18 protein-coding genes and 4 pseudogenes are annotated in these 19,478 nt (G+C 63.5%); 13 read left to right on the top strand and 9 right to left on the bottom strand.

Annotation, left to right across the window (positions count from 1 at the left end; all coding sequences use genetic code 11):
- Nucleotides 1-88: 88 nt before the first annotated feature.
- The 6 genes and pseudogenes from QNO18_RS02770 (at nucleotide 89) to QNO18_RS02745 (ending at nucleotide 6,172) form a co-directional block, all read left to right on the top strand.
- Nucleotides 89-1,846 carry a type I secretion system permease/ATPase gene (locus tag QNO18_RS02770; protein WP_283176429.1) on the top strand — a complete coding sequence of 586 codons (1,758 nt, stop codon included), beginning with the start codon at nucleotides 89-91 and terminating at the stop codon, nucleotides 1,844-1,846.
- Nucleotides 1,843-3,168: an HlyD family type I secretion periplasmic adaptor subunit gene (locus QNO18_RS02765; protein WP_283176428.1), complete on the top strand. Its 1,326-nt coding sequence runs from the start codon at nucleotides 1,843-1,845 to the stop codon at nucleotides 3,166-3,168. Before QNO18_RS02770 ends, QNO18_RS02765 begins: the two co-directional genes overlap by 4 nt.
- Before the next feature lie 145 nt (nucleotides 3,169-3,313).
- On the top strand, nucleotides 3,314-3,772 hold the full coding sequence (locus QNO18_RS02760; protein ID WP_283176427.1) for a RidA family protein: 459 nt from the start codon (nucleotides 3,314-3,316) through the stop codon (nucleotides 3,770-3,772).
- A 2-nt stretch (nucleotides 3,773-3,774) separates the two neighbouring features.
- Nucleotides 3,775-4,547, top strand: a pseudogene (locus tag QNO18_RS02755) (glycerophosphodiester phosphodiesterase family protein).
- Nucleotides 4,548-4,610: 63 nt separating this feature from the next.
- Nucleotides 4,611-5,767: pseudogene (locus QNO18_RS02750) on the top strand (GNAT family N-acetyltransferase).
- 39 nt (nucleotides 5,768-5,806) lie between these two features.
- A complete protein-coding gene (locus tag QNO18_RS02745; protein ID WP_283176426.1) occupies nucleotides 5,807-6,172 on the top strand; it encodes a 4a-hydroxytetrahydrobiopterin dehydratase in 366 nt (121 codons plus the stop codon).
- A 75-nt stretch (nucleotides 6,173-6,247) separates the two neighbouring features.
- On the opposite strand, the gene QNO18_RS02740 is transcribed toward QNO18_RS02745, so the two are convergent.
- Nucleotides 6,248-6,739 carry a peroxiredoxin gene (locus QNO18_RS02740; RefSeq protein WP_283176425.1) on the bottom strand — a complete coding sequence of 164 codons (492 nt, stop codon included), beginning with the start codon at nucleotides 6,737-6,739 and terminating at the stop codon, nucleotides 6,248-6,250.
- Nucleotides 6,740-6,818: 79 nt separating this feature from the next.
- Between QNO18_RS02740 and QNO18_RS02735 the strand changes: the two genes are divergently transcribed.
- The 3 genes from QNO18_RS02735 (at nucleotide 6,819) to QNO18_RS02725 (ending at nucleotide 9,352) form a co-directional block, all read left to right on the top strand.
- A complete protein-coding gene (locus QNO18_RS02735; RefSeq protein WP_283176424.1) occupies nucleotides 6,819-8,012 on the top strand; it encodes an FAD-dependent oxidoreductase in 1,194 nt (397 codons plus the stop codon).
- Nucleotides 8,012-8,581: a 16S rRNA (guanine(966)-N(2))-methyltransferase RsmD gene (gene rsmD, locus QNO18_RS02730; RefSeq protein ID WP_283176423.1), complete on the top strand. Its 570-nt coding sequence runs from the start codon at nucleotides 8,012-8,014 to the stop codon at nucleotides 8,579-8,581. Before QNO18_RS02735 ends, rsmD begins: the two co-directional genes overlap by 1 nt.
- A gap of 114 nt (nucleotides 8,582-8,695) precedes the next feature.
- Nucleotides 8,696-9,352 (top strand): HAD family phosphatase, encoded by a 657-nt coding sequence (locus tag QNO18_RS02725; RefSeq protein ID WP_283176422.1) that lies wholly within the window; start codon nucleotides 8,696-8,698, stop codon nucleotides 9,350-9,352.
- A 58-nt stretch (nucleotides 9,353-9,410) separates the two neighbouring features.
- Here QNO18_RS02725 and QNO18_RS02720 read toward each other — a convergent pair whose 3' ends face one another.
- From QNO18_RS02720 to rnr, 3 genes and pseudogenes are all read right to left on the bottom strand, one after another.
- Nucleotides 9,411-9,677 (bottom strand): peptidoglycan-binding domain-containing protein, encoded by a 267-nt coding sequence (locus QNO18_RS02720; protein WP_283178730.1) that lies wholly within the window; start codon nucleotides 9,675-9,677, stop codon nucleotides 9,411-9,413.
- Nucleotides 9,663-10,670 (bottom strand): annotated as a pseudogene (locus tag QNO18_RS02715) (lytic murein transglycosylase); the annotation flags it as partial. The gene QNO18_RS02720 and the pseudogene QNO18_RS02715, both read right to left, overlap by 15 nt.
- 44 nt (nucleotides 10,671-10,714) lie before the next feature.
- A pseudogene (rnr, locus tag QNO18_RS02710) lies at nucleotides 10,715-12,963 on the bottom strand (ribonuclease R).
- Between the two features lie 125 nt (nucleotides 12,964-13,088).
- On the opposite strand from rnr, the gene QNO18_RS02705 reads away from it, so the two are divergent.
- Nucleotides 13,089-13,421 carry a hypothetical protein gene (locus QNO18_RS02705; protein ID WP_283176421.1) on the top strand — a complete coding sequence of 111 codons (333 nt, stop codon included), beginning with the start codon at nucleotides 13,089-13,091 and terminating at the stop codon, nucleotides 13,419-13,421.
- 3 nt (nucleotides 13,422-13,424) lie between these two features.
- Here the strand turns inward: QNO18_RS02705 and QNO18_RS02700 are convergent, their stop codons facing one another.
- Nucleotides 13,425-13,907, bottom strand: coding sequence for a CAP domain-containing protein (locus QNO18_RS02700; RefSeq protein ID WP_283176420.1), 483 nt, complete (start codon nucleotides 13,905-13,907; stop codon nucleotides 13,425-13,427).
- Nucleotides 13,908-14,075: 168 nt separating this feature from the next.
- Nucleotides 14,076-14,843 carry a cell cycle transcriptional regulator TrcR gene (locus QNO18_RS02695; protein ID WP_283176419.1) on the bottom strand — a complete coding sequence of 256 codons (768 nt, stop codon included), beginning with the start codon at nucleotides 14,841-14,843 and terminating at the stop codon, nucleotides 14,076-14,078.
- Nucleotides 14,844-14,997: 154 nt separating this feature from the next.
- Between QNO18_RS02695 and QNO18_RS02690 the strand changes: the two genes are divergently transcribed.
- Entirely contained in the window at nucleotides 14,998-15,639 is a 642-nt protein-coding gene (locus QNO18_RS02690) for a ribonuclease T2 (RefSeq protein ID WP_349293826.1), read from the top strand.
- Between the two features lie 108 nt (nucleotides 15,640-15,747).
- Here QNO18_RS02690 and QNO18_RS02685 read toward each other — a convergent pair whose 3' ends face one another.
- Entirely contained in the window at nucleotides 15,748-16,755 is a 1,008-nt protein-coding gene (locus QNO18_RS02685) for an NAD(P)H-quinone oxidoreductase (RefSeq protein ID WP_283176418.1), read from the bottom strand.
- Between the two features lie 72 nt (nucleotides 16,756-16,827).
- A complete protein-coding gene (locus QNO18_RS02680; protein WP_283176417.1) occupies nucleotides 16,828-17,526 on the bottom strand; it encodes a COQ9 family protein in 699 nt (232 codons plus the stop codon).
- Nucleotides 17,527-17,633: 107 nt separating this feature from the next.
- Here QNO18_RS02680 and rpsU point away from each other — a divergent pair, with 107 nt between their 5' ends.
- Entirely contained in the window at nucleotides 17,634-17,840 is a 207-nt protein-coding gene (rpsU, locus tag QNO18_RS02675; RefSeq protein ID WP_082400860.1) for a 30S ribosomal protein S21, read from the top strand.
- A gap of 378 nt (nucleotides 17,841-18,218) precedes the next feature.
- On the opposite strand, the gene mscL is transcribed toward rpsU, so the two are convergent.
- Entirely contained in the window at nucleotides 18,219-18,605 is a 387-nt protein-coding gene (gene mscL / locus QNO18_RS02670) for a large conductance mechanosensitive channel protein MscL (protein WP_092899989.1), read from the bottom strand.
- A 149-nt stretch (nucleotides 18,606-18,754) separates the two neighbouring features.
- Here mscL and QNO18_RS02665 point away from each other — a divergent pair, with 149 nt between their 5' ends.
- Nucleotides 18,755-19,450, top strand: coding sequence for a glutathione S-transferase N-terminal domain-containing protein (locus tag QNO18_RS02665; protein ID WP_283176416.1), 696 nt, complete (start codon nucleotides 18,755-18,757; stop codon nucleotides 19,448-19,450).
- The last annotated feature ends 28 nt before the right edge of the window (nucleotides 19,451-19,478 follow it).

The raw sequence follows: 19,478 nt of genomic DNA, 5'->3' as shown, positions 1-19,478 counted from the left end.
ACATTTCTGCAGCGACCCCCAGGGTGGCAGGCTTCGGCCAAAATCAGACCCTTTACTGAGCGATTTATGTGACATCTGGAGAAATGCATTGGTCAAAGACACCTCGCAATCCGGACTGAGCGAGCTTTCCTCGGTCCGGTCCCTCTCAAAGGGGGCGTTGTCGGCGGCATTTCTCTTCTCGGTCTTTGCCAATCTCCTGATGCTGACCTCGCCGCTTTACATGCTGCAGATCTATGACCGCGTGCTGCTGTCGAGATCCGAGCCGACGCTGATCGCGCTCACGGTGCTGATGGTCTTCCTGTTCGCGGTGATGGGGCTTCTGGATCATGCGCGGTCGCGCATCCTGGCCCGGATCGGGGCGCGATTCCAGGAGGCCCTGGACAAACGGGTGCTGGCAGCCTCGTTTCGCAGGCTCTCGGTTGCGCCGATGCATACCGAGGCTCGCGCTGCCCAGTCGGATCTGGAGGCGATTGCGCGCTTCTGGGCCTCGCCGCTTCTGCAGGGCCTGCTGGATCTGCCCTGGACCCCGATCTTTATCGCCGCCCTGTTCATTTTTCATCCAGTGCTGGGCTGGTTTGCGGTTGGCGCGGCGATCCTGTTGCTCTTGCTGGCCTGGGCCAATCAGCGCGCCACCGATACGATCACCCAACAGGCCACGCTGGCCAGTTTCGCGGCCGACCGCCAGGCCGAGAACCTGAAATCCGAATCCGAACTGGTGCGGTCCCTCGGGATGAGCGGCAATGCCTTTACCCGCTGGTATCATCTGCGCAGCCGCGCGCTGATCCGGGGGATGGAGCTGGCGGATCGCTCGGGCGGCTATTCGGTTCTGACCAAAACGCTGCGGCTGTTCCTGCAATCGGCGATTCTTGGCCTTGGCGCCTGGCTCGTGCTGAAAAACGCGCTGTCGCCCGGGGCGATGATTGCGGGCTCGATCCTGTTGGGGCGGGCCTTGCAGCCGATCGAACAGACCATCGGGCAATGGCCGATGCTGACCAGAACGCGGGCGGCGCACGACCGGCTGGGCAAGCTTTTATCCGAAGTGCCGCGCGAGGGGAGCCGCACCGCCTTGCCGCGTCCGACAGGGCGGATCGAGGTTTCGGGTCTTGCGGTTCTGCCGCCTGGTGATCCGCGTCCGGTTCTGCGGGGCGTGTCTTTCCGGGTCGATCCCGGTCAGGCCATCGGGGTGATTGGCCTTTCGGGCTCGGGGAAATCCTCACTGGCGCGGGCACTTTGCGGGGTCTGGCCGCCTGCCGCGGGGACGATCAGGCTCGATGGCGCGACGCTGGATCAGTATGATCCCGATGTGCTGGGGAGCTATATCGGCTATCTGCCGCAGCGGGTGTCGCTGTTTGACGGGACCATTGCAGAGAATATCTCGCGGCTCGATGAGAATGCCGATCCCGCTGAGATCGTCGAGGCGGCGAAGAAGGCGGCAGTGCATGATCTGATCCTGCATCTGCCCAAGGGCTATGACACCCCGGTGACCAGCATGGGCGGCCAGTTGTCAGGTGGCCAGATCCAGCGCATTGGCCTCGCGCGGGCGTTTTACGGCAATCCGGTGATGCTGGTGCTGGATGAGCCGAATTCCAACCTCGACAATGACGGCTCGCTGGCGCTGAACCGGGCGATCCGACAGGCGAAAACCGATGGCTGCGCGGTATTCATTATGGCGCACCGTCCGGCGGCGATCCAGGAATGTGACCTGCTGATGCTGATGAAAGACGGGATGGTGCAGAATTTCGGTCCGCGCGATCAGGTGCTGCGTGAGGCGGTGAAAAATGCCGGCGATATTACCCGTCCTGTGCAGGGCGCCCAGACCCTGGCCAGCCAGGGAGGCGTGCAATGAGCCGCTCTGCCCCCGGCAGCTTCCCCGGCCTGCGGCAATGGCCCATGCACCGCCCGCTGATCATCGGCTTTACCGCCCTTATCGCGCTGATCGGCGGTTTCGGCGTCTGGGGCGCTATGGCAAGCCTTTCGGGCGCTATCGTCGCCAGGGGCCAGATCGAGGTCGAGCAGAACCGTCAGGTGATCCAGCACCCTGATGGCGGGGTTGTGGCCGCGATTGAGGTCACTGAGGGCAAGCGGGTCGAGGCCGGCGATATACTGATCCGGCTGGACGGGACGCTTTTGCACAGTGAACTTGCGATTGTTGAAGGCCAGCTTTCCGAGGTGATCTCGCAGCGGGTGCGGCTGGAGGCGGAGCGTGACAATATCCCGATGCTCGACTTCCCCGAGGCGCTGCGGGAAGAGGCGAAGACCCGCCCCGAGATACAGGGGCAGATCGACGGCCAGATCAGCCTCTTTGAGGCGCGCCTTGCGACTTCGGCGAAAGAGGCGGAGCAGCTGGGGCGTCAGATCGGCCAGATCCAGGCGCGGATCACCGGCATCGACGCGCAATCCGAGGCGATCCGGATCCAGCTTGACCTGATCCGCCAGGAGCTGACCAGCCAGAAGAGCCTGCTGGATCGCGGGCTGACCCAGATGGCCTCGGTGCTTGCACTGCAGCGCGAAGAAGCACGGCTTCTGGGCCAGACCGGGGATCTGATTTCGACCCGCGCCCAGGCCGAAGAGCGTATCACCGAAATCAATGTGGTGATCGGCAGTATCGACATCCGCCGTCGTGAAGAGGCGACCGACCGGCTGCGCGAGATCGCTCCGATGGAGCTGGAACTGGCCGAACGGCGGCGTGCGCTGCGCGAACAGGTGGCCCGGCTTGATATCCGCACGCCGGTTTCCGGGATCGTGCTGGGGCTTGGCGTGACCACGCCGCGGGCGGTCATCAGGGCGGCAGATCCCCTGCTCTATATCGTGCCGCAGGATCGCCCGCTGGTGATCGCGGCTCAGGTCTCGCCGATTGATATTGACCAGATTCATGTCGGCCAGCCGGTGGAGCTGGTGTTCTCGGCCTTTTCTTCGCGCACCACGCCGCATCTGTTGGGCAAGGTGACGGTGGTATCGGCCGATGCTTTCAGCGACCAGACGACCCATGCCAGTTTCTACCGGGTCGAAATCGTGCTTGATGTCGGGGAAATGGACAAACTGGAAGATCTGCAGCTGATGCCCGGCATGCCGGTCGAAGCTTTTATCCAGACCGATCCTCGCACCCCGATCGGCTATCTGGTCAAACCCTTCATGGACTATTTCAATCGCGCATTCCGTGAGAGCTGAGCCGGAGTTTTACCAAAACTCCGGACCGGAGCCTGCACAGGCTCCGGCACGATTTCTTGTAAGAAATCGTTTCCGACGCGCCCGGCTTGTCGCCCGGGCGGCCTGCGGATAGGCTCGGCCGCGACATTGATCAGCGGAGAATCCCATGTCCATCGAAGCCCGCCTGAAAGAGCTTGGCGTCACCCTTCCTGACGCGCCTGCCCCGGTCGCGAATTACGTGGGCTTCGTCCAGACCGGAAATCTCGTCCATATTTCGGGCCAGATCAGCGCCGATGAAAACGGCCCGATCAAAGGCAAACTGGGCAGTGACCTCTCGGTCGAACAGGGTGCAGCTGCCGCGCGTCGCTGCGCGATTTCGCTCCTGTCGCAGGCAAAAGCGGCCTGTGGTGGCGATCTGAGCCGTATCACCCGGCTGGTGAAACTGACCGGCTTCGTCAATTCCACCGCCGATTTTACCGATCAGCCAAAGGTGATCAACGGCGCGTCGGATTTCATGGTTGATGTGCTGGGCGACAAAGGGCGCCATGCCCGGGCTGCGGTCTCTGCAAACTCGCTGCCGCTTGGCGTGGCCGTCGAGATCGACGCGATATTCGAGATCGCCTGATCATGACACGGGTCCCTCTGCCGCCGTCAATGCTTTGCCTGCCGGTCGCGCATCGTGCCTTGCATGACCGCAGCGGGGGATCATCGAGAATTCTCCCGCCGCCATAAGGGCGGCCATCCGCGCCGGCTATGCGATCGAGATCGACCTGCAGCTGTCGCAGGACGGCGTGGCGATGGTGTTCCATGATGAGGACCTCGACCGTCTGACGCATGAGACCGGGCCGCTGAATGCATGCAACGCGGCTGATCTGGCCCGGATCACGTTGAAAGACAGCAAGGACAGGATCCCGCCCCTTACTGAAGTGCTTGATCTTGTTGCGGGACAGGTGCCGCTCCTGATCGAGATCAAAGATCAGACCCTGACCATGTCTGACACCGATGGGCGGCTTGAGGCCGAGACTGCGCGGTTGCTGGCTGATTACCGGGGCGATGTGGCGGTGATGTCCTTCAACCCGCATTCCATCGCCCATATGGCGCGGCTCGCGCCGGGGATCGCGCGGGGGATCACCACCTCGGCCTATGACACTGAGGACTGGGCGCCGCTGGACCCTGCCATTTGCGACCATCTGCGCGAGATCCCGGATTTCACCCGCACCGGTGCGTCCTTTATCAGCCATGAGGCCGCAGATCTGTCGCGCCCGCGCGTGGCAGAGCTGAAGGCGCAGGGCGCGGCGATCCTGTGCTGGACCATCCGGTCACCCGAGGCCGAGGCAAAGGCCCGTGAAATCGCGCAGAATATCACCTTCGAAGGGTATTGCGCCCCGCTTCCGGCTTGATCTGCCCCCTGGGTGACCCATTTAAACCAGACACCTGCTCCCCGCGCCGCAAACAGGATCGCGATGGCCGATATTACCCTCGCCGAAAGCCTGACCGAAATCCCTGCTGCCACCTGGGATGCGATTGCTGCGCCGGAACAGGCGGATGGCCGGCCCATCGACCCTTTCACCACGCATCGCTTTCTGATGGCGCTGGAGGCTTCGGGCTCGACCGGGGGAAGACCGGCTGGCTGCCAAAGCCCTTGATTCTGTCTGATGCCGGGCGCCCGGCTGCACTTATACCGCTCTGGCTCAAGACCCACAGCCAGGGGGAATACATCTTTGATCATGGCTGGGCAGAGGCCTATGAGCGCGCGGGCGGCCGCTATTACCCGAAGCTGCAGGCGGCGGTTCCCTTCACCCCGGTCAGCGGCCGACGGTTTCTTGGCCCCGACCCTTACCGCGAGGCGCTGGCCGAAGCCGCCATTTCGATCACCGCCGGCAATCAGATTTCTTCGCTGCATGTCACCTTCTGCACGCCTGAAGAGGCGCAGGCGCTGCGCGGGTTCCAGGGCCTCATCCCCCGCAAGAGCCAGCAATTCCATTGGTTTAATCGTGGCTATGCCAAATTTGAAGACTTCCTAGCCGATCTGTCCTCGCGCAAGCGCAAGATGATCCGCAAGGAACGCGAGGCGGCGCGCGCCCATGGCCTTACCATTCGGGCGCTCAGCGGCGATCAGATCCTGCCCGAACACTGGAGCGCTTTCTGGGCCTTTTACCAGGATACCGGCGCGCGCAAATGGGGCCGTCCCTATCTGACCCGCGCCGCCTTTACCGCCCTGCACGAGACGATGCGCGACGACATGTTGCTGGTCCTTGCCTTCGATGGCGCGACAGCGGTGGCCGGCGCGCTGAACTTCATCGGGCGGGACGCGCTGTTCGGGCGCTATTGGGGCGCGCTCGCAGAGTATCCGGCGCTGCATTTCGAGCTCTGTTACTATCAGGCCATCGACTATGCCATTGAGCAGGGGTTGCAACGGGTCGAGGCCGGTGCCCAGGGCGAACACAAGCTTGCGCGGGGCTATCTGCCCCAGGAAACCTGGTCACTGCACTGGATCACCGATCCCGGGTTTCGTCGGGCGGTTGCCGATTTCACCAGCCGCGAATCGCTTGCGCTGGATGAAGAGATCGGGATCCTTACGGAATACGGCCCCTTCCGTCGCAGCACCGGGGACGAATAGCCTGCCATTGATCTTCAGTTTCAGGAGGGGCCCGTTGCCATGACCGCATTGCTTACGCAGCAAGAACGCCAGACGCTGCTTCCCGATCTGGATGCGACGGGCTGGAAGGCGGCGCCGGACAAGGATGCGATCCGCAAGATCTGGAAATTCCGCAGTTTTTCAGAGGCCTGGGGCTTCATGACCCGCGTGGCGCTAGCAGCGGAACGTGCGAACCACCATCCCGACTGGTCGAACCGCTACAATATCGTCGATGTCACCCTGACGACCCATGACGTCAATGGCCTGAGCGCGCTGGATATCGACCTGGCGAAGCGGCTCGACCGGCTCGCCCCCGGCGCCCCGATCATGGAAGACCATGGTACGCCGATCCTCTGCCTGTGTGAGGTGAGGGCGCAGGGCCGCTGAAGCCCGGGCCTTTCGATTTCCGCCCGATCTTCGCGAGGGCGGGCGGGTGCCCCTGAAAGGCACCCGCGTAAGGGATCAGACCTCTGCCAGCAGCGCTTCGCCGCCCGAGATCTCGCATTGGCCCGGCGAGGCCTCAAGATGCAGCACCTTTACAACGCCATCTTCGGCCAGCAGCGCGTAGCGTTTGGAACGCCCCAGCAGACCGGCGGGCGGCGCGTCGAATTCAAGACCGATCGCTTTGGTGAATGCCCCATCCGCATCACCAAGGAAGATCAGCCCCGCCTTGTCGGCTCCGGTCGATTTCGCCCAGGCATCCATCACGAAAGGATCATTGACCGAGACGCAGATGATCTCTGCCACGCCTTTGGCCGCGAATTTTTCGGCAGTGCGGATAAAGCTCGGCACATGGGCGGTGGTGCAGGTGCCGGTAAAGGCGCCGGGCAGACCGAAAATCACCAATTTGCGGCCCTTGAGCTTCTCGCCCAGATCCACCGCTTCCGGCCCGTTCGCACCCAGTTTCAAGAGCTTCGCTTCGGGCAGTTTCGCCCCGACAGTGATTTGCGACATTACGTGTCTCCTCGCGCGTTGCGCCTGTTGCCCGGGAAGTTATAGGCTGTGTCGCGTAACATTCCAGAGGGGGCGGAATATGCGGGTGGTGATAGTGGGCGCCGGTCAGGCCGGAGCGGCGCTGGCGGCGAAATTGCGCAGCCTTGGCGCTGATGGTCCGATCACGATGATCGGCGACGAATCCGCGCCGCCCTATCAGCGCCCGCCGCTGTCGAAAGCCTATCTGATGGGCGAGATGGAGCAGGAACGCCTCTGGCTGCGCGGACCGGAATTCTGGCAGGAAAACAACATCAGGCTGCATCTCGGCGCGCCCGTGACCGCCATCGACCGCGCAGCGAAAACCGTGACGGTCGGGGCTGAAACTATCCCATATGACCAGCTGGCGCTGACCACCGGATCCAGCCCGCGCCGCCTGCCCGCTGCCATCGGCGGGGATCTGGACGGCGTCTTCACCGTGCGCAATCTGCGCGATGTCGACCGGATGCGCGCGGAATTCACCGCTGGCCGCAGCCTGGTCGTGATCGGCGGCGGCTATATCGGGCTCGAAGCGGCGGCGGTTGCCAAAAAACTTGGCCTCACCGTCACCCTGATTGAGGCAGCACCCCGCATTCTTGGCCGCGTCGCCGCCGCCGAGACCGCTGATTTTGTCCGCAAGACCCATAGCGGGCAGGGCGTTACGATCCTTGAGGAAACCGCACTTGACCGCATTCTTGGGGACAGGGCGGTCACCGGCGTCCTGTTGAAAGACGGGCGCGAGATCGCAGCCGATTTCGTTGTGGTGGGGGTGGGCGTCTCGCCCGGGGCCGAGCTGGCCGAGGCCAGCGGCATCGCGCTGGACAACGGTATCGCAACCGATGAATTCGGTCGCACTTCAGACCCGGCGATCTGGGCTGCGGGTGATTGTGCCTCCTTTCCCTGGAGAGGCGGCAGGATCCGGCTGGAATCGGTCGGGAATGCCATTGATCAGGGCGAAATCGTCGCGGAAAACATGCTCGGCGCCGCAAAGGCCTATCAGGCAAAACCCTGGTTCTGGTCGGACCAATATGATCTGAAACTGCAGATTGCCGGGCTGAACATCGGCTATGACCGGGTGATCACCCGCGAGATCGGCGGCATCTCGCATTGGTACTACCGCGGCGATGACCTGCTCGCGGTCGATGCCATGAGCGATGCGCGCGCCTATATGGTCGGCAAGCGGCTGATCGAATCGGGCAAATCGCCGGCGCCGGAGGTGATCACCACCGCACCCGATCTGAAGGCCTTGCTGAAATAATGCGCATCATCGGAGGCGCGCGGCGCGGGTTGCAACTCACGGATGTCGGGCAGGGGGATGCCGAGGCGCATCTGCGTCCCACCTCCGACCGTGTCCGCGAGGCGATTTTCAACCTGCTGCTGAATGGCGGCTACGGCAATCCGGTCCAGGAGGCACGGGTTCTTGACCTGTTCGCGGGCACCGGGGCGCTCGGGCTTGAGGCATTGTCACGCGGCGCGGCGCAGGTCGCCTTTGTCGATGACGGCGCGGCGTCCCGCGCGCTTCTGCGCAAGAATATCGAAAAGATGCAGGCGATGGGCGTCACCGATGTCTGGCGCCGCGATGCGACAAAGCTCGGCGCCAATCGCGGCCCCGGCTATGGTCTCGTCTTCCTCGATCCGCCCTATGGCAAAGCGCTTGGCGAGGCCGCGCTCGCCTCGGCGCTGGAGGGCGCGTGGCTGACCCCGGGCGCGATCATCGTCTGGGAGGAAGGCACCGCCCCCGCCCCGCCCGGGGCATTCGGGCTGCTCGACCAGCGCCGCTATGGCGATACCTGGATTACACTGCTGCGTGCCCCCGGAGTGGCCTGAGCGTTACCGCTATCACACAATCCCGATCTGATCTCGCGCGGGCGCTGTTCGCACGGGGTCAAGGGTGATAGCGCCGGGCAGAGATTGCCGCCCCCGCCAGAACCGGAGCACGACATGACCCCTCCCGCTGCTGTACTCTTCGATTGTGACGGCGTGATCGTTGACAGCGAAGGCCCGACTTTCGAGCTGATGCTGGCCGAGTTTGCCAGCTGCGGCTTTCATCTGACACTGGAAGAGCTCGAGCGCGATTATATCGGCGGTACTGTCGAGGATGTCGCAAGCCGCGCCCGTGCCAATGGCGCCGTTCTGCCCGACAGCTGGGTCGCCGATCTCTATGCCAATATGTATGCTATGCTCGAAGCAGGGGTGCCGCTGATCCCGGATATCATCCAGGTCTTCGACCGGCTGGATGCAGCCGGCATTCCCTATGCGGTCGGCTCTAATGGATCACCCGAAAAGATGCAGATCACCCTGGGCGCGCGAGGTCTTATCCCGCGCTTTCGCACCGTGCTGTCGGGCCAGGCCATCGGAAAACCAAAACCGCTGCCCGATCTTTACCTCGCCTGTGCAAAAGCCTGCGGCGTGGCGCCGGAGGCCTGTATTGTGATCGAAGACAGCCCGGCCGGCGCCCGCGCCGCCATCGCCGCAGGCATCCCCTGCCTCGGCTTTGCCGCCCATGGTGAAGACACGCCTCCCGCCAGAGGCCTCAAAGCCCTGAACGTGCCGCTTTTTCAGTCCATGAAAGATCTGCCCGGCCTTCTCGGGCTTTAATCCCCGGCTTCCCGCTGTCTGGAGTATTCCGGCAGTGTAGGGGCTGCGCCCCGACCCGTTACTGCGTGCGCAAATCGCGCAGCACATCCGGGCTGGCATAGCCATCCGCCACCAGCTGGCGCGCCTTTTGCCAGGCCTTGACCGCGGCCACGGTCTTTGGCCCGATCCGTCCGTCAACACCGCCCGCGTCAAAGCCGGCGGTCGTCAAAAGCTGCTGGACCTCTTTGCGCTCGTCCAGCGTCAGCGCCTTCCAGTGGCGTGGCCAGGCGGCCGCAATGGGTGCGCCGCCCGCGATCCGGTCCGCCAGATGGCCAATCGCGATCACATAGGCATCGGCAGGGTTATAGCTCTCGATCGCCTGGAAATTCGGCCAGATCGCGAAAGCGGCACCCCTGGCCCCGGCAGGCACCAGGATCGACACCCGCGCGCCCTCTGGCCAGTCCCCCGCCACCGGCTTCACCCCAAGCGCCGCCCAGTCCGATACCGCTTTCACCACCTGTTCAGAGGTCAGGTCGTAATCGAACCCCTCGGGCAGCTGCACCTCCATCCCCCAGGGGACGCCTGTCGCCCAGCCATGCCGGCTGAGGTAATGCGCCGCCCCAGGGCGTCGGCGGGGTCATCCGCCTGTCGCCCAGCCATGCCGGCTGAGGTAATGCGCCGCCGAGGCCAGGGCGTCGGCGGGGTCATCCGACCACAGGTTCCGCCGCCCGTCGCCATCGAAATCCACCGCATAATCGCGCCAGGAGGTCGGCATGAACTGGGTATGGCCCATCGCGCCCGCCCAGCTGCCTTGCATATCGGCGCGGGTGATCTCGCCCGCCTCAAGGATCTTCAGCGCCTCGATCAGCTGCGCGCCGAAAAACGCCTCGCGCCGCCCGTCATAGGTCAGCGTTGCCAGCGCCGAGATGGTGTCGGTCGTGCCGCGAAAACTGCCGTAAGAGGTCTCAAGCCCCCAGACCGCCAGCACAATTTCCTTGCGCACACCGTATTTCGCCTCGATCCGGGCCAGCAGCTCCGCATGTTTTTCAGCCGCCGCCTGGCCCATCGCCACCCGCTCATCCGAGACGGCAATGTCGAGATAATCCCAGATCGTGCGGGTAAACTCATTCTGGTTGCGGTCGCGGCGCACGACATCGGGCAGGAACTCCGCCGCGCGCATTTCGCGGTCCCAGACCGCCGCCGGAACACCTGCCTCCAGCGCTTTGCCGCGATATTCGCCAATCCAGGCGCGGAACCCCGCTGCACTTTCGCTTTCGCGCCCCACGGTTGTGCGGCCCTCCGTGTCTTCGATGGTCTGGGCGTGAACCGCCGGCCCCATGGCGGGAGGCGCCAGCATCAGCGCCGACGCAAGGGCGAGCCGTTTCATTTCCGCCGCCTTACCACCCGACGCTTTGCCGCCTCGGCCGCCCGCGCCTTGCCAAGCGCGCGTTTCGGCGCGCGGCCCCGGCCTTTCGCGGCACGTCCAGAAGGCAAAGCGCGGTCTTCCAGTTCGACAAGTTCCAGGATCAGCCCGCCGGTCACCGGCACGGCCTCGGCCAGGCGCACTTTGACCTTCTGGCCGATGCCAATGGTCAGGCCGGTATCGGCCCCCATCAGCGTCTGGCTTTCGGGATCGAAATGGAAGAATTCGCGCCCGACTTCGCGGATCGGAACCAGCCCGTCGGCACCGGTCTCGTCAAGCTTCACGAAAAGCCCGAAACGCTGCACCCCGGCGACGCGGCCGGTAAAGACTGCGCCGACCCGGTCCGACAGATAGGCGGCCAGATAGCGGTCGACCGTGTCACGCTCGGCCGCCATCGAGCGGCGCTCGGCATCCGAGATCAGCTTGCCGGTCTCGCCGAGGTTCTCCATGTCGAAATCCGACAAGCCATCGGGTCCGAGGCCCAGCCCCCGGATCAGCGCGCGATGCACGATCAGGTCGGCATAGCGGCGGATGGGCGAGGTGAAATGCGCATAATTCTTCAGCGCCAGCCCGAAATGGCCGAAATTTTCGGGCGCGTAATAGGCCTGGGTCATCGAGCGCAGCGTCGAGATATTGATCAGCTCGTCAAATTCCGAGCCTTCGGCCTGTTTCAACAGCTGGTTCAGATGAGAGGTTTTCAGCACCTGGCCCTTGGCCAGCGTAAAGCCGGAGCTTTCCGCCACTTCGCGAAGGCTTTCCAGCTTGTCGGGCGAGGGTTCCTCATGAACGCGGTACAGCAAAGGCTGCTTCACCCGCTGCAATTCCTCGGCGGCGGCGACATTCGCCATCACCATGCATTCTTCTATCAGCTTATGCGCGTCGAGCCGGTCCTTGAAATCGACCGACAGCACCTTGCCCTCATCCGAGAGCACGATCTGGCGTTCGGGCAGATCCAGATCCAGCGGCTGGCGCAAGGCCCGCCCGCGTTTCAGCGCGTCATAGCAGGCGTAAAGCACTTTGAGCTGCGGCAAAAGCGCCTCGGTTGCAGCATCGGGCTGGCCGTCGATTGCGCGCTGAACCTGGCCATATTCAAGGCTGCCCTTTGACCGCATCACGCCCCGCGTAAAGCGATGCGCGATCTTTTGCCCCGACGAATTGACCCGCATTCTGACCGCCATACAGGGGCGGTCGACATGTTCGTGCAACGAACACAGATCGCCCGACAGCGTATCGGGCAGCATCGGCACCACGCGGTCGGGGAAATAGCTCGAATTGCCCCTGCGCCGCGCCTCGCGGTCGAGGGCCGAGCCCGGGCGGACATAATTCGCCACATCGGCAATCGCCACCCAAAGGACAAAGCCGTCCGGATTGCCCGGTTCGTCATCAACCAGCGCCAGCACCGCATCATCACGGTCGCGCGCGTCCTGGGGGTCGATGGTCACAAGGTCGAGGCCCCGCAGATCTTCGCGATGTGCCATGGTAAAGGGCGGCGCGTTATCGGCCTCTTCCACCGCCTTGTCGGGGAACTGATCAGGAATGCCGTGCTGATGGATCGCGATCAGCGACACCGCGCGCGGCCCCGCCGGATCGCCCAGACGCGCCAGGATCTTCGCCTGCGGCAGACCCATGCGGCGTGGGCCTGTGGCCTCGCCCTCGACCAGCTCGCCGTCTTTGGCGCCCATATCGCCATCGGGCAGGACCCGCCATTCCTTGTCCTGGCCCTTGTCGATCGGCACGATCCGCCCGCCATCGGATCCTTTGCGGAACACGCCCAGCACCTTCAGCGGGTTCGACCCGATCCGCCGGATCAGCCGCGCCTCCCAGACGTAATCGTCAAGATCGACCCGCGCGAGCCGCGCCAGAATCCGGTCTCCTGCCCCCAGGGTCGGGTCACCCTTTTTCGCGATGATCAGGATACGGCCGGTATCGGGATCGATGCCTTCCTCCATCGCTTCGGCGAAAAGATCGCCCGCCGCATCGGGGGCAGCACTTTCAGCAGCGCGACCGGCGGCAGCTCGCCTTTCGGCAGGAAGCGGCGCGCGCGTTTCGCGAGATCCCCCTCGGCCTCCATCTCGCGCAACAGGCGTTTCAGCTCGTTGCGCTCATCGGCCTTCACGCCGAAGGCTTTCGCGATGTCGCGTTTCGACGACAGGCCGGGATTATCGGTGATCCATTGACGGATCTGCTCTTTGGACGGGATCTGGCTCATGTCTCAGACCTAGCACGCGCCTTGCCAGCCGGGAAGCGGATGCTTGACAGGCTGCGCCTTCCTGCGCTTATGCGGGCCAGTCCGCAGCCCCCCGCTGCTGCGGCCCCCCCCCGCAGGAGGTCGATATGGCGCCGAAAAAGCCGCAGGAGAAGACACCGGAAGAGCTGTTTCTGCAGCCGCTGGCGCGTCTTGCGGGTGAGGATCCGGAGATAGAGGCGCTGGTCTTCTGGGGCGATGCCGATGGCTGGCCGGCGCTGCCCTCCGAGGCGCTGGAAAGCGAAGAGATCACCTTCTGGGCCGAAGGGCTGATCCCCGAGGGCTTTCACCTTGAATGGCGGGTGATTGCCGGGCCGGATGGCACCAGCCCGGATCACATCCGCCTTTACGCCTGGGAAACAGGCGCAGCACCGCCCGAAGGCGACGCGGCGGTCCTTGCCCGGGCGCGCTGGCCCGCATAGGGCTCAGCTGCGGCGCGGATGTCCGCCGACAAAGACGTAATAGGTCTTGCCGCGCGCCACCGTGATCTCAAGCCCCATCTCAGTGATATTGGGGTTGAGCAGATTGACCAGATGCGACGGCGAATTCAGCCAGAGCCGTGCCGGCGTCGCCGAATTGGGCGCGGAACTGCTGGTCGCGAGGTTCTCGGTCGCGGTCTTCAGCCCGTAGCCCGCCCTTTTCAGCCGCGTCTTCAGCGACGAGCCGTTCGAGCCACTATGGCTCATGAAAGCATTCACGGCCATGTCACAGGCGTGCCCCCTGGCGGCACGGTCGAGGGTTCCGTTGAGGCGCAGCGGCCCAAGCCCCCGTTCCGCGCGCAGCCCATTGACCCAATGCGCGAATTCCTGGCGGATTTGCTGCCGCTCTGACGCGGCCGTGCAGGCGAGCGCGGGAAAGGACAGCGCAAGAAAGGCGGCCGTCAGAGACGGCAACAAAGAAAGGTTCATAGCAGCAGCATCCACGTTCCAGAGAAACATCAGACTGGATCAGCCCCCGCTGATCCGCTTTTGTCATCTATGGCAAAGATCGCTGAACTAAGGCGATACAAAGAAAAAAACCGGGCGCGGGGCCCGGTTTTTCGCTCGATTCAAGCCAATTGCTGCGCGGATTGCGGCTCAGCGACGGCCTGGCTCGTCATCTTCGTCCTCATCCTTGTCGCCCGAGGGCAGCGAGAAGAAGCTGTCGGCATCCGAGAAGTCCTTCTCTTCCGCCTCGTCCTCTTCGACGGGCTGCTCCTCGCCAAAGACCTCGAGCCCGGTAAGGGCGGTCTCGACCCGCGCCACCGGCTCCATGCCGAGGCTCTGCTCGGTCGAAACCAGTTTGCGACGCTCGTCATCCGACATCACGCCGCCCTCGGCTGCCTTGCGGCGGACGGCCTGCTGCACCGCGGCGTCCAACTCGGACTGGCGGCACAGACCAAGCGCGACCGGGTCAACCGGGGTGATATGCTGGATGTTCCAATGGGTGCGTTCGCGGATCGACTGGATCGTCGGCTTGGTGGTGCCAACGAGCTTGCCAATGGCGCCATCCGAGAGTTCCGGGTGGAACTTGACCAGCCAGAGGATCGCCGCCGGACGGTCCTGGCGTTTCGAGAGCGGGGTATAGCGCGGGCCACGGCGCTTTTCCTCGCCCAGAGCGGCGGCGTTGAACTTGAGCTTGAGCTTGTAAAGCGGATCTTTCTCGCCACGGTCGATCTCGACCTGTTCAAGCTGGTTATTGGCGATCGGGTCAAACCCTTTGACGCCACCACCGACATCACCATCGGCAATGCCCTGGACCTCAAGCTCATGCATGCCGCAGAAATCGGCGATCTGTCTGAAGGTCAGGGTCGTGTTGTCCACCAGCCAGACGGCGGTCGCGCGGGCCATAATCGGCTTCGACATAGGACTTCCTTTCAGCTGCTGCCCTGTTTGCAGGGCTGGCCTTTACAAATCTCTCCCGCGCCGGGAAAACGGCTGTGAACCTTTGGTTCACGTTCTCCGATGTCGGGGAATTACCCTGCCATATAGTGCGATTCCTGCGAGAGGGAAAGTAAAATTGCTGCGGATCCTGTCGCTCGTCTTGCTGTCCCTGCTCGCGACCTCTCCGGCAAAAGCCGAGGGCGAGCGGGCGGGCGACTTCGATTACTACGTCATGGCACTGTCCTGGTCTTCGGGCTGGTGCGAGGCCGAAGGCGATGCGCGGCGCGATCCGCAATGCGATGTGGGGCGCGGGCTTACCTTTGTGCTGCATGGGCTCTGGCCGCAAAAGGAAAAGGGGTGGCCATCTTATTGCCGCACGGTGGAGCGCGATCCGACCCGGGCGGAATCTGCGGCCATGGCGGATGTGATGGGCGGCGCCGGTTATGCCTTCTACCAGTGGAAAAAGCACGGGCGCTGTTCGGGGCTCGCGCCGCGCGATTACTATGCAAAGGCCCGGGATGCTTATGAAAGAGTCAAAATCCCGCCGGTCTTTGCGCGCATGTCAAAGACGCTGAAAGTGCCGGCCGAGGTGATCGAGGGCGCCTTTCTCGACTCAAATCCGGGGCTGAAACCCGATCAGGTCACCGTCATCTGCCAAGGCGGTGCCATCCGCGAGGTTCGGATCTGCCTGACCAAAGACCTCGCGCCGCGCCGTTGTGGCGAGGACGCGATCCGCGACTGCCGTCTGAAAGACGCAGTGCTTGACGCGGTGCGCTGAAAGGCGTGATCCGGACGCCCCCGGCGAGAGTGTTTAAGTCAGGAGGATGCCGCATTCTCCTGATCGAAATAGTCCCGCCGAAGGCGCAGGGTTCAGCCCGCGCCCGGATCAGGAATTCTCGACCTTCATCACGATCTTCCCGATATGGCCGGGGGATTCGATCCGCTCATGCGCCTTTGCGGCGTCGCTAAGCGTGAATTCGCTGTCGAGCACCACTTTCAGCGCCCCCCGGGCGATCATCGGCCAGACCTGGCGTTCCAGATCGCGCGCGATCCGGGCCTTGGCGATATCGCTTTGCGGGCGAAGGGTCGAGCCGGTGATGGTCAGGCGGCGCATCATCACCTCGGCGAAGTTCACCTCGGCTTTGGCGCCTTGCAGGAAGGCGATCTGCACGATGCGGCCATCATCGGCGAGGGCTTTGATATTCCTCGGGATATAGCTGCCGCCGACCATGTCGAGGATCACATCCGCCCCGCCGATCTTGCGCATTTCCGTCACGAAATCGCGGGTGCGGTAGTTGAAGGCAGCCTCGGCGCCGAGATCGAGGCAGACCTGCGCTTTCTCATCACTGCCAGCGGTCGCGAAGACCCGCGCTCCAAGCGCTTTGGCAATCTGGATCGCCGTGGTGCCGATCCCGGACGTGCCACCATGGACGAGGAATTTTTCGCCCGGCCGGAGCCCGCCCCGCATCACGATATTCGACCAGACGGTGAAGCAGGTCTCGGGCAGGCAGGCGGCCATTTTCATCGACATGCCCTGCGGCACCGGCAGGGCATGGGTTTCGTGGCACAGCGCATATTCCGCGTAACCGCCCCCCGGAAGCAATGCGCAGACAGTGTCGCCAATTTTCCAGCGCGTGACGCCGGGGCCGGTTTCAACCACCGTGCCCGAACATTCCAGCCCGGGCAGCGGCGAGGCATTCGCGGGCGGCGCATAGGCGCCGGCGCGTTGCAGCGCATCGGGGCGGTTTACCCCGGCATAGGCCACCCGGATCACGATCTGGCCATGGCCCGGCACCGGCACCGGCAGAGTACAGGGTTGCAGCACATCCGGGCCGCCGGGGGCAACGATCTCGATGGCCTGCATGGAATCAGAGAGTTTGTCGGAAAGGGGCATGGGCTTGCTTTGTCTTTGCGGGCAGGGATGCGGGGGGCGGGGCAGTGACGCGGAAAGGGGGCGGGGGATGGATCAGAACGGGCGGGGGCCTTTGCCGCCCTTTGCCTCCTGGCCCGGCAGATCATCGGGCAGAACGGGCGGGCGGATCCGGCCGAGAAATTTCAGCGGTCCCCCCATCAGTGCCTTGCTGATCGGGTTGCTGGCAAGGGCTGCTTTCGCTTTCTCGAACTGCATCACATTTTCGATGCGGCGGTCGAGGAAATCGCGCGTGGCCTGAAGGCCGGTGCTGTCATCCCCGAGCCAGAACAGAACCGTGGCGCCATAGACCGCCGAGAGGCTGAGGCGTTTCGTGTACCAGTTCAGATCATCCGATGTATCGCCAAGCGCGGTCCAGATCGCATCCGCCGTGCCCCAGATCGCGCGGCTTCCCTCCGCACTGTATTGGGGCAGCGCGAAAAGGGTGGTGCCCCGCCGGACCGCCTCGCGATCCGCGATCTCCAGCCGCAGGAGCACCGCCCGCGCCACCCGGTCGCGAAACCTCAGCGCGGCCAGATCCTCTTCGGCAAGGATCCGCGCCATCTCGCGGTCGCCCCGCATATGCCAGGCCAGTGCCAGATCGACCCCGCCGCGCGGGAAGAGCGCGGCCGCAAGGCCCGGCGCCACGCCCGAATCAGCCGCCGCCGCCTTCAGCGTGGTCTCGGACCAGCCATCGAACGCCACATGCGCCAGGGCCGCATCCAGCAGTTTTTCCCTTGCAATCGCCGCTTCCATCATCGTCTCCGCAGGTCGAAAGGTGGACAGGAGCCCCTGCATCTGTTATGCGCGCCGGGCCTGCACAAATATGTGCAACTCTAGCTTAGGAAGGTGGTGACAACCACATGCAGGTCAGCGTCCGCGACAATAACGTCGAACAGGCACTCCGTGCTCTGAAAAAGAAGCTGCAGCGCGAAGGCGTTTTCCGTGAAATGAAGCTTAAGCAACATTTCGAGAAACCGTCGGTTAAGAAAGCTCGCGAGCAAGCCGAAGCGATCCGCCGTGCGCGTAAACTCGCGCGCAAGAAAGCGCAACGCGAAGGCGCACTCTGAGTTTTACCGCGAGGTAGCTTTGAGGCGTTTCCCGATCTGGTCCTTCCGGTTTTCCAGAGGATCAGACAGGGACGTGAACACTGGGGCCGTTCGGTCCTTACAAGGTCAACCCCCGCCCTCGTGGTTGGGGGTTTTCCTTTTTCGGGTCTCTGAAAGGCCAGGTCCCAGAGCTGTTGTCCTCCAGGGGATCACGAAACCCGCCGCCGAAATACAGAAGAGACCGTTGTTTCCGGCGACGTTCAGCAAATCCATGATCGTGTCGCCGCCCGCGTCGGGCAGGACAGAAGCTTTTTCGCCGGGCTGACGTGCAAAAGCCACGGGTCACAACCGCCCCGCGCCATCGAAAACGGCCCGCGAGAGGCGGGCCGTTCTGTCAGATCAGGCTTTCGATTTCAGCTCGACCAGGATCGCCTGAAGCAGCTCTGCCTCGGTGGGCGCGGCCGGCGCATCCGGGGCCGCTTCTTCTTTCTTCTTGCCAAGTTGCGAGACGCGGTTGATGCCTTTGACCAGCAGGAAGACCACCCAGGCGATGATCAGGAACTTGATCACGGCATTGATGAAGCTGCCGATTTTGAACTGCGCTTCGCCGAGCCCGAAGCTGACATTCGAAAAGTCGATGCCGCCGACGATCAGACCGATCAGCGGATTGACGAGGTCATCGACCAGCGAGGTGACGATGGCGGTGAAGGCTGCGCCGATGATGATACCGACGGCCATGTCGATGACATTGCCGCGCGAGATAAAGGCCTTGAACTCATTGAGCATCTGACTGTCCCTTGTTTCCTCCGGCTCTTGCGCCGGTCCGCTTCTCTGCGCTTCACGCACAGTTACCGCAGGAATATCGCACATAAATTGGGGCTTACCCACTGGGAAAAATTGCCTATCTCTTAGCAAAACAGCCGCAGGAGGCCACATTGTCCACACTTTCAGCTTTTCCGGTGACGGCGCGCTGGCCCGCCCTCAATCCCGAGGTGATCCAGCTTTATTCGCTGCCCACGCCCAACGGGATCAAGGTGTCCCTGATGCTTGAGGAGACCGGCCTGCCCTATGAGGCGCATCTGGTCGATTTCGGGAAAAATGACCAGCTCAGCCCGGAATTCCTGTCGCTGAACCCGAATAACAAGATCCCGGCGATGATTGACCCGCATGGGCCGGGGGATAAGCCGCTGCCCTTGTTCGAGAGCGGGGCGATCCTGCTCTATCTTGCCGAGAAAAGCGGGAAATTCCTGCCCGAGGCCAAACGCTGGCAGGTGATCCAGTGGCTGATGTTTCAGATGGGTGGGCTTGGTCCGATGTTCGGCCAGCTGGGCTTTTTTCATCATTTTGCGGGCAAAGAGATCGAAGATCCGCGCCCGAAGGAACGTTACCGTGCCGAGGCAGAGCGGCTGCTGAAGGTGCTGGATCAGGCGCTTGAGGGGCAGGACTGGCTGGTTGGCGAATATACTATTGCCGATATGGCAATCGGCCCCTGGCTCAATACGCTGAAGGGCTTTTACAAAGCCGCAGAGATCGCAGGCTGGGCGGATCTGAAAAACGTGCCGGCCTATCTGGACCGGATCCTTGCGCGCCCGGCCATGCAGCGCGCCATGAATATCCCCGCCCGCGGGTAAGGAGCTGCGGGCGGGGTTGCCCCCGCCC

Origin of the sequence: Gemmobacter sp. 24YEA27 (assembly GCF_030052995.1) — a bacterium.
Taxonomy (GTDB): domain Bacteria; phylum Pseudomonadota; class Alphaproteobacteria; order Rhodobacterales; family Rhodobacteraceae; genus Pseudogemmobacter.
The sequence above is the reverse complement of the archived record's forward strand: the minus strand, read 5'-3'. Positions and strand labels throughout refer to the sequence as shown.

Bases quoted from the DNA above. Each gene is read 5' to 3' on its own strand.
- QNO18_RS02765 (WP_283176428.1), top strand. From the start codon at position 1,843: ATGAGCCGCTCTGCCCCCGGCAGCTTCCCCGGCCTGCGGCAATGGCCC.
- QNO18_RS02760 (WP_283176427.1), top strand. From the start codon at position 3,314: ATGTCCATCGAAGCCCGCCTGAAAGAGCTTGGCGTCACCCTTCCTGAC.
- QNO18_RS02705 (WP_283176421.1), top strand. From the start codon at position 13,089: ATGGCGCCGAAAAAGCCGCAGGAGAAGACACCGGAAGAGCTGTTTCTG.
- QNO18_RS02700 (WP_283176420.1), bottom strand. From the start codon at position 13,907: ATGAACCTTTCTTTGTTGCCGTCTCTGACGGCCGCCTTTCTTGCGCTG.
- rsmD (WP_283176423.1), top strand. From the start codon at position 8,012: ATGCGCATCATCGGAGGCGCGCGGCGCGGGTTGCAACTCACGGATGTC.
- QNO18_RS02680 (WP_283176417.1), bottom strand. From the start codon at position 17,526: ATGGAAGCGGCGATTGCAAGGGAAAAACTGCTGGATGCGGCCCTGGCG.
- QNO18_RS02745 (WP_283176426.1), top strand. From the start codon at position 5,807: ATGACCGCATTGCTTACGCAGCAAGAACGCCAGACGCTGCTTCCCGAT.
- QNO18_RS02685 (WP_283176418.1), bottom strand. From the start codon at position 16,755: ATGCCCCTTTCCGACAAACTCTCTGATTCCATGCAGGCCATCGAGATC.
- rpsU (WP_082400860.1), top strand. From the start codon at position 17,634: ATGCAGGTCAGCGTCCGCGACAATAACGTCGAACAGGCACTCCGTGCT.
- QNO18_RS02740 (WP_283176425.1), bottom strand. From the start codon at position 6,739: ATGTCGCAAATCACTGTCGGGGCGAAACTGCCCGAAGCGAAGCTCTTG.
- QNO18_RS02695 (WP_283176419.1), bottom strand. From the start codon at position 14,843: ATGTCGAAGCCGATTATGGCCCGCGCGACCGCCGTCTGGCTGGTGGAC.
- QNO18_RS02735 (WP_283176424.1), top strand. From the start codon at position 6,819: ATGCGGGTGGTGATAGTGGGCGCCGGTCAGGCCGGAGCGGCGCTGGCG.
- mscL (WP_092899989.1), bottom strand. From the start codon at position 18,605: ATGCTCAATGAGTTCAAGGCCTTTATCTCGCGCGGCAATGTCATCGAC.
- QNO18_RS02725 (WP_283176422.1), top strand. From the start codon at position 8,696: ATGACCCCTCCCGCTGCTGTACTCTTCGATTGTGACGGCGTGATCGTT.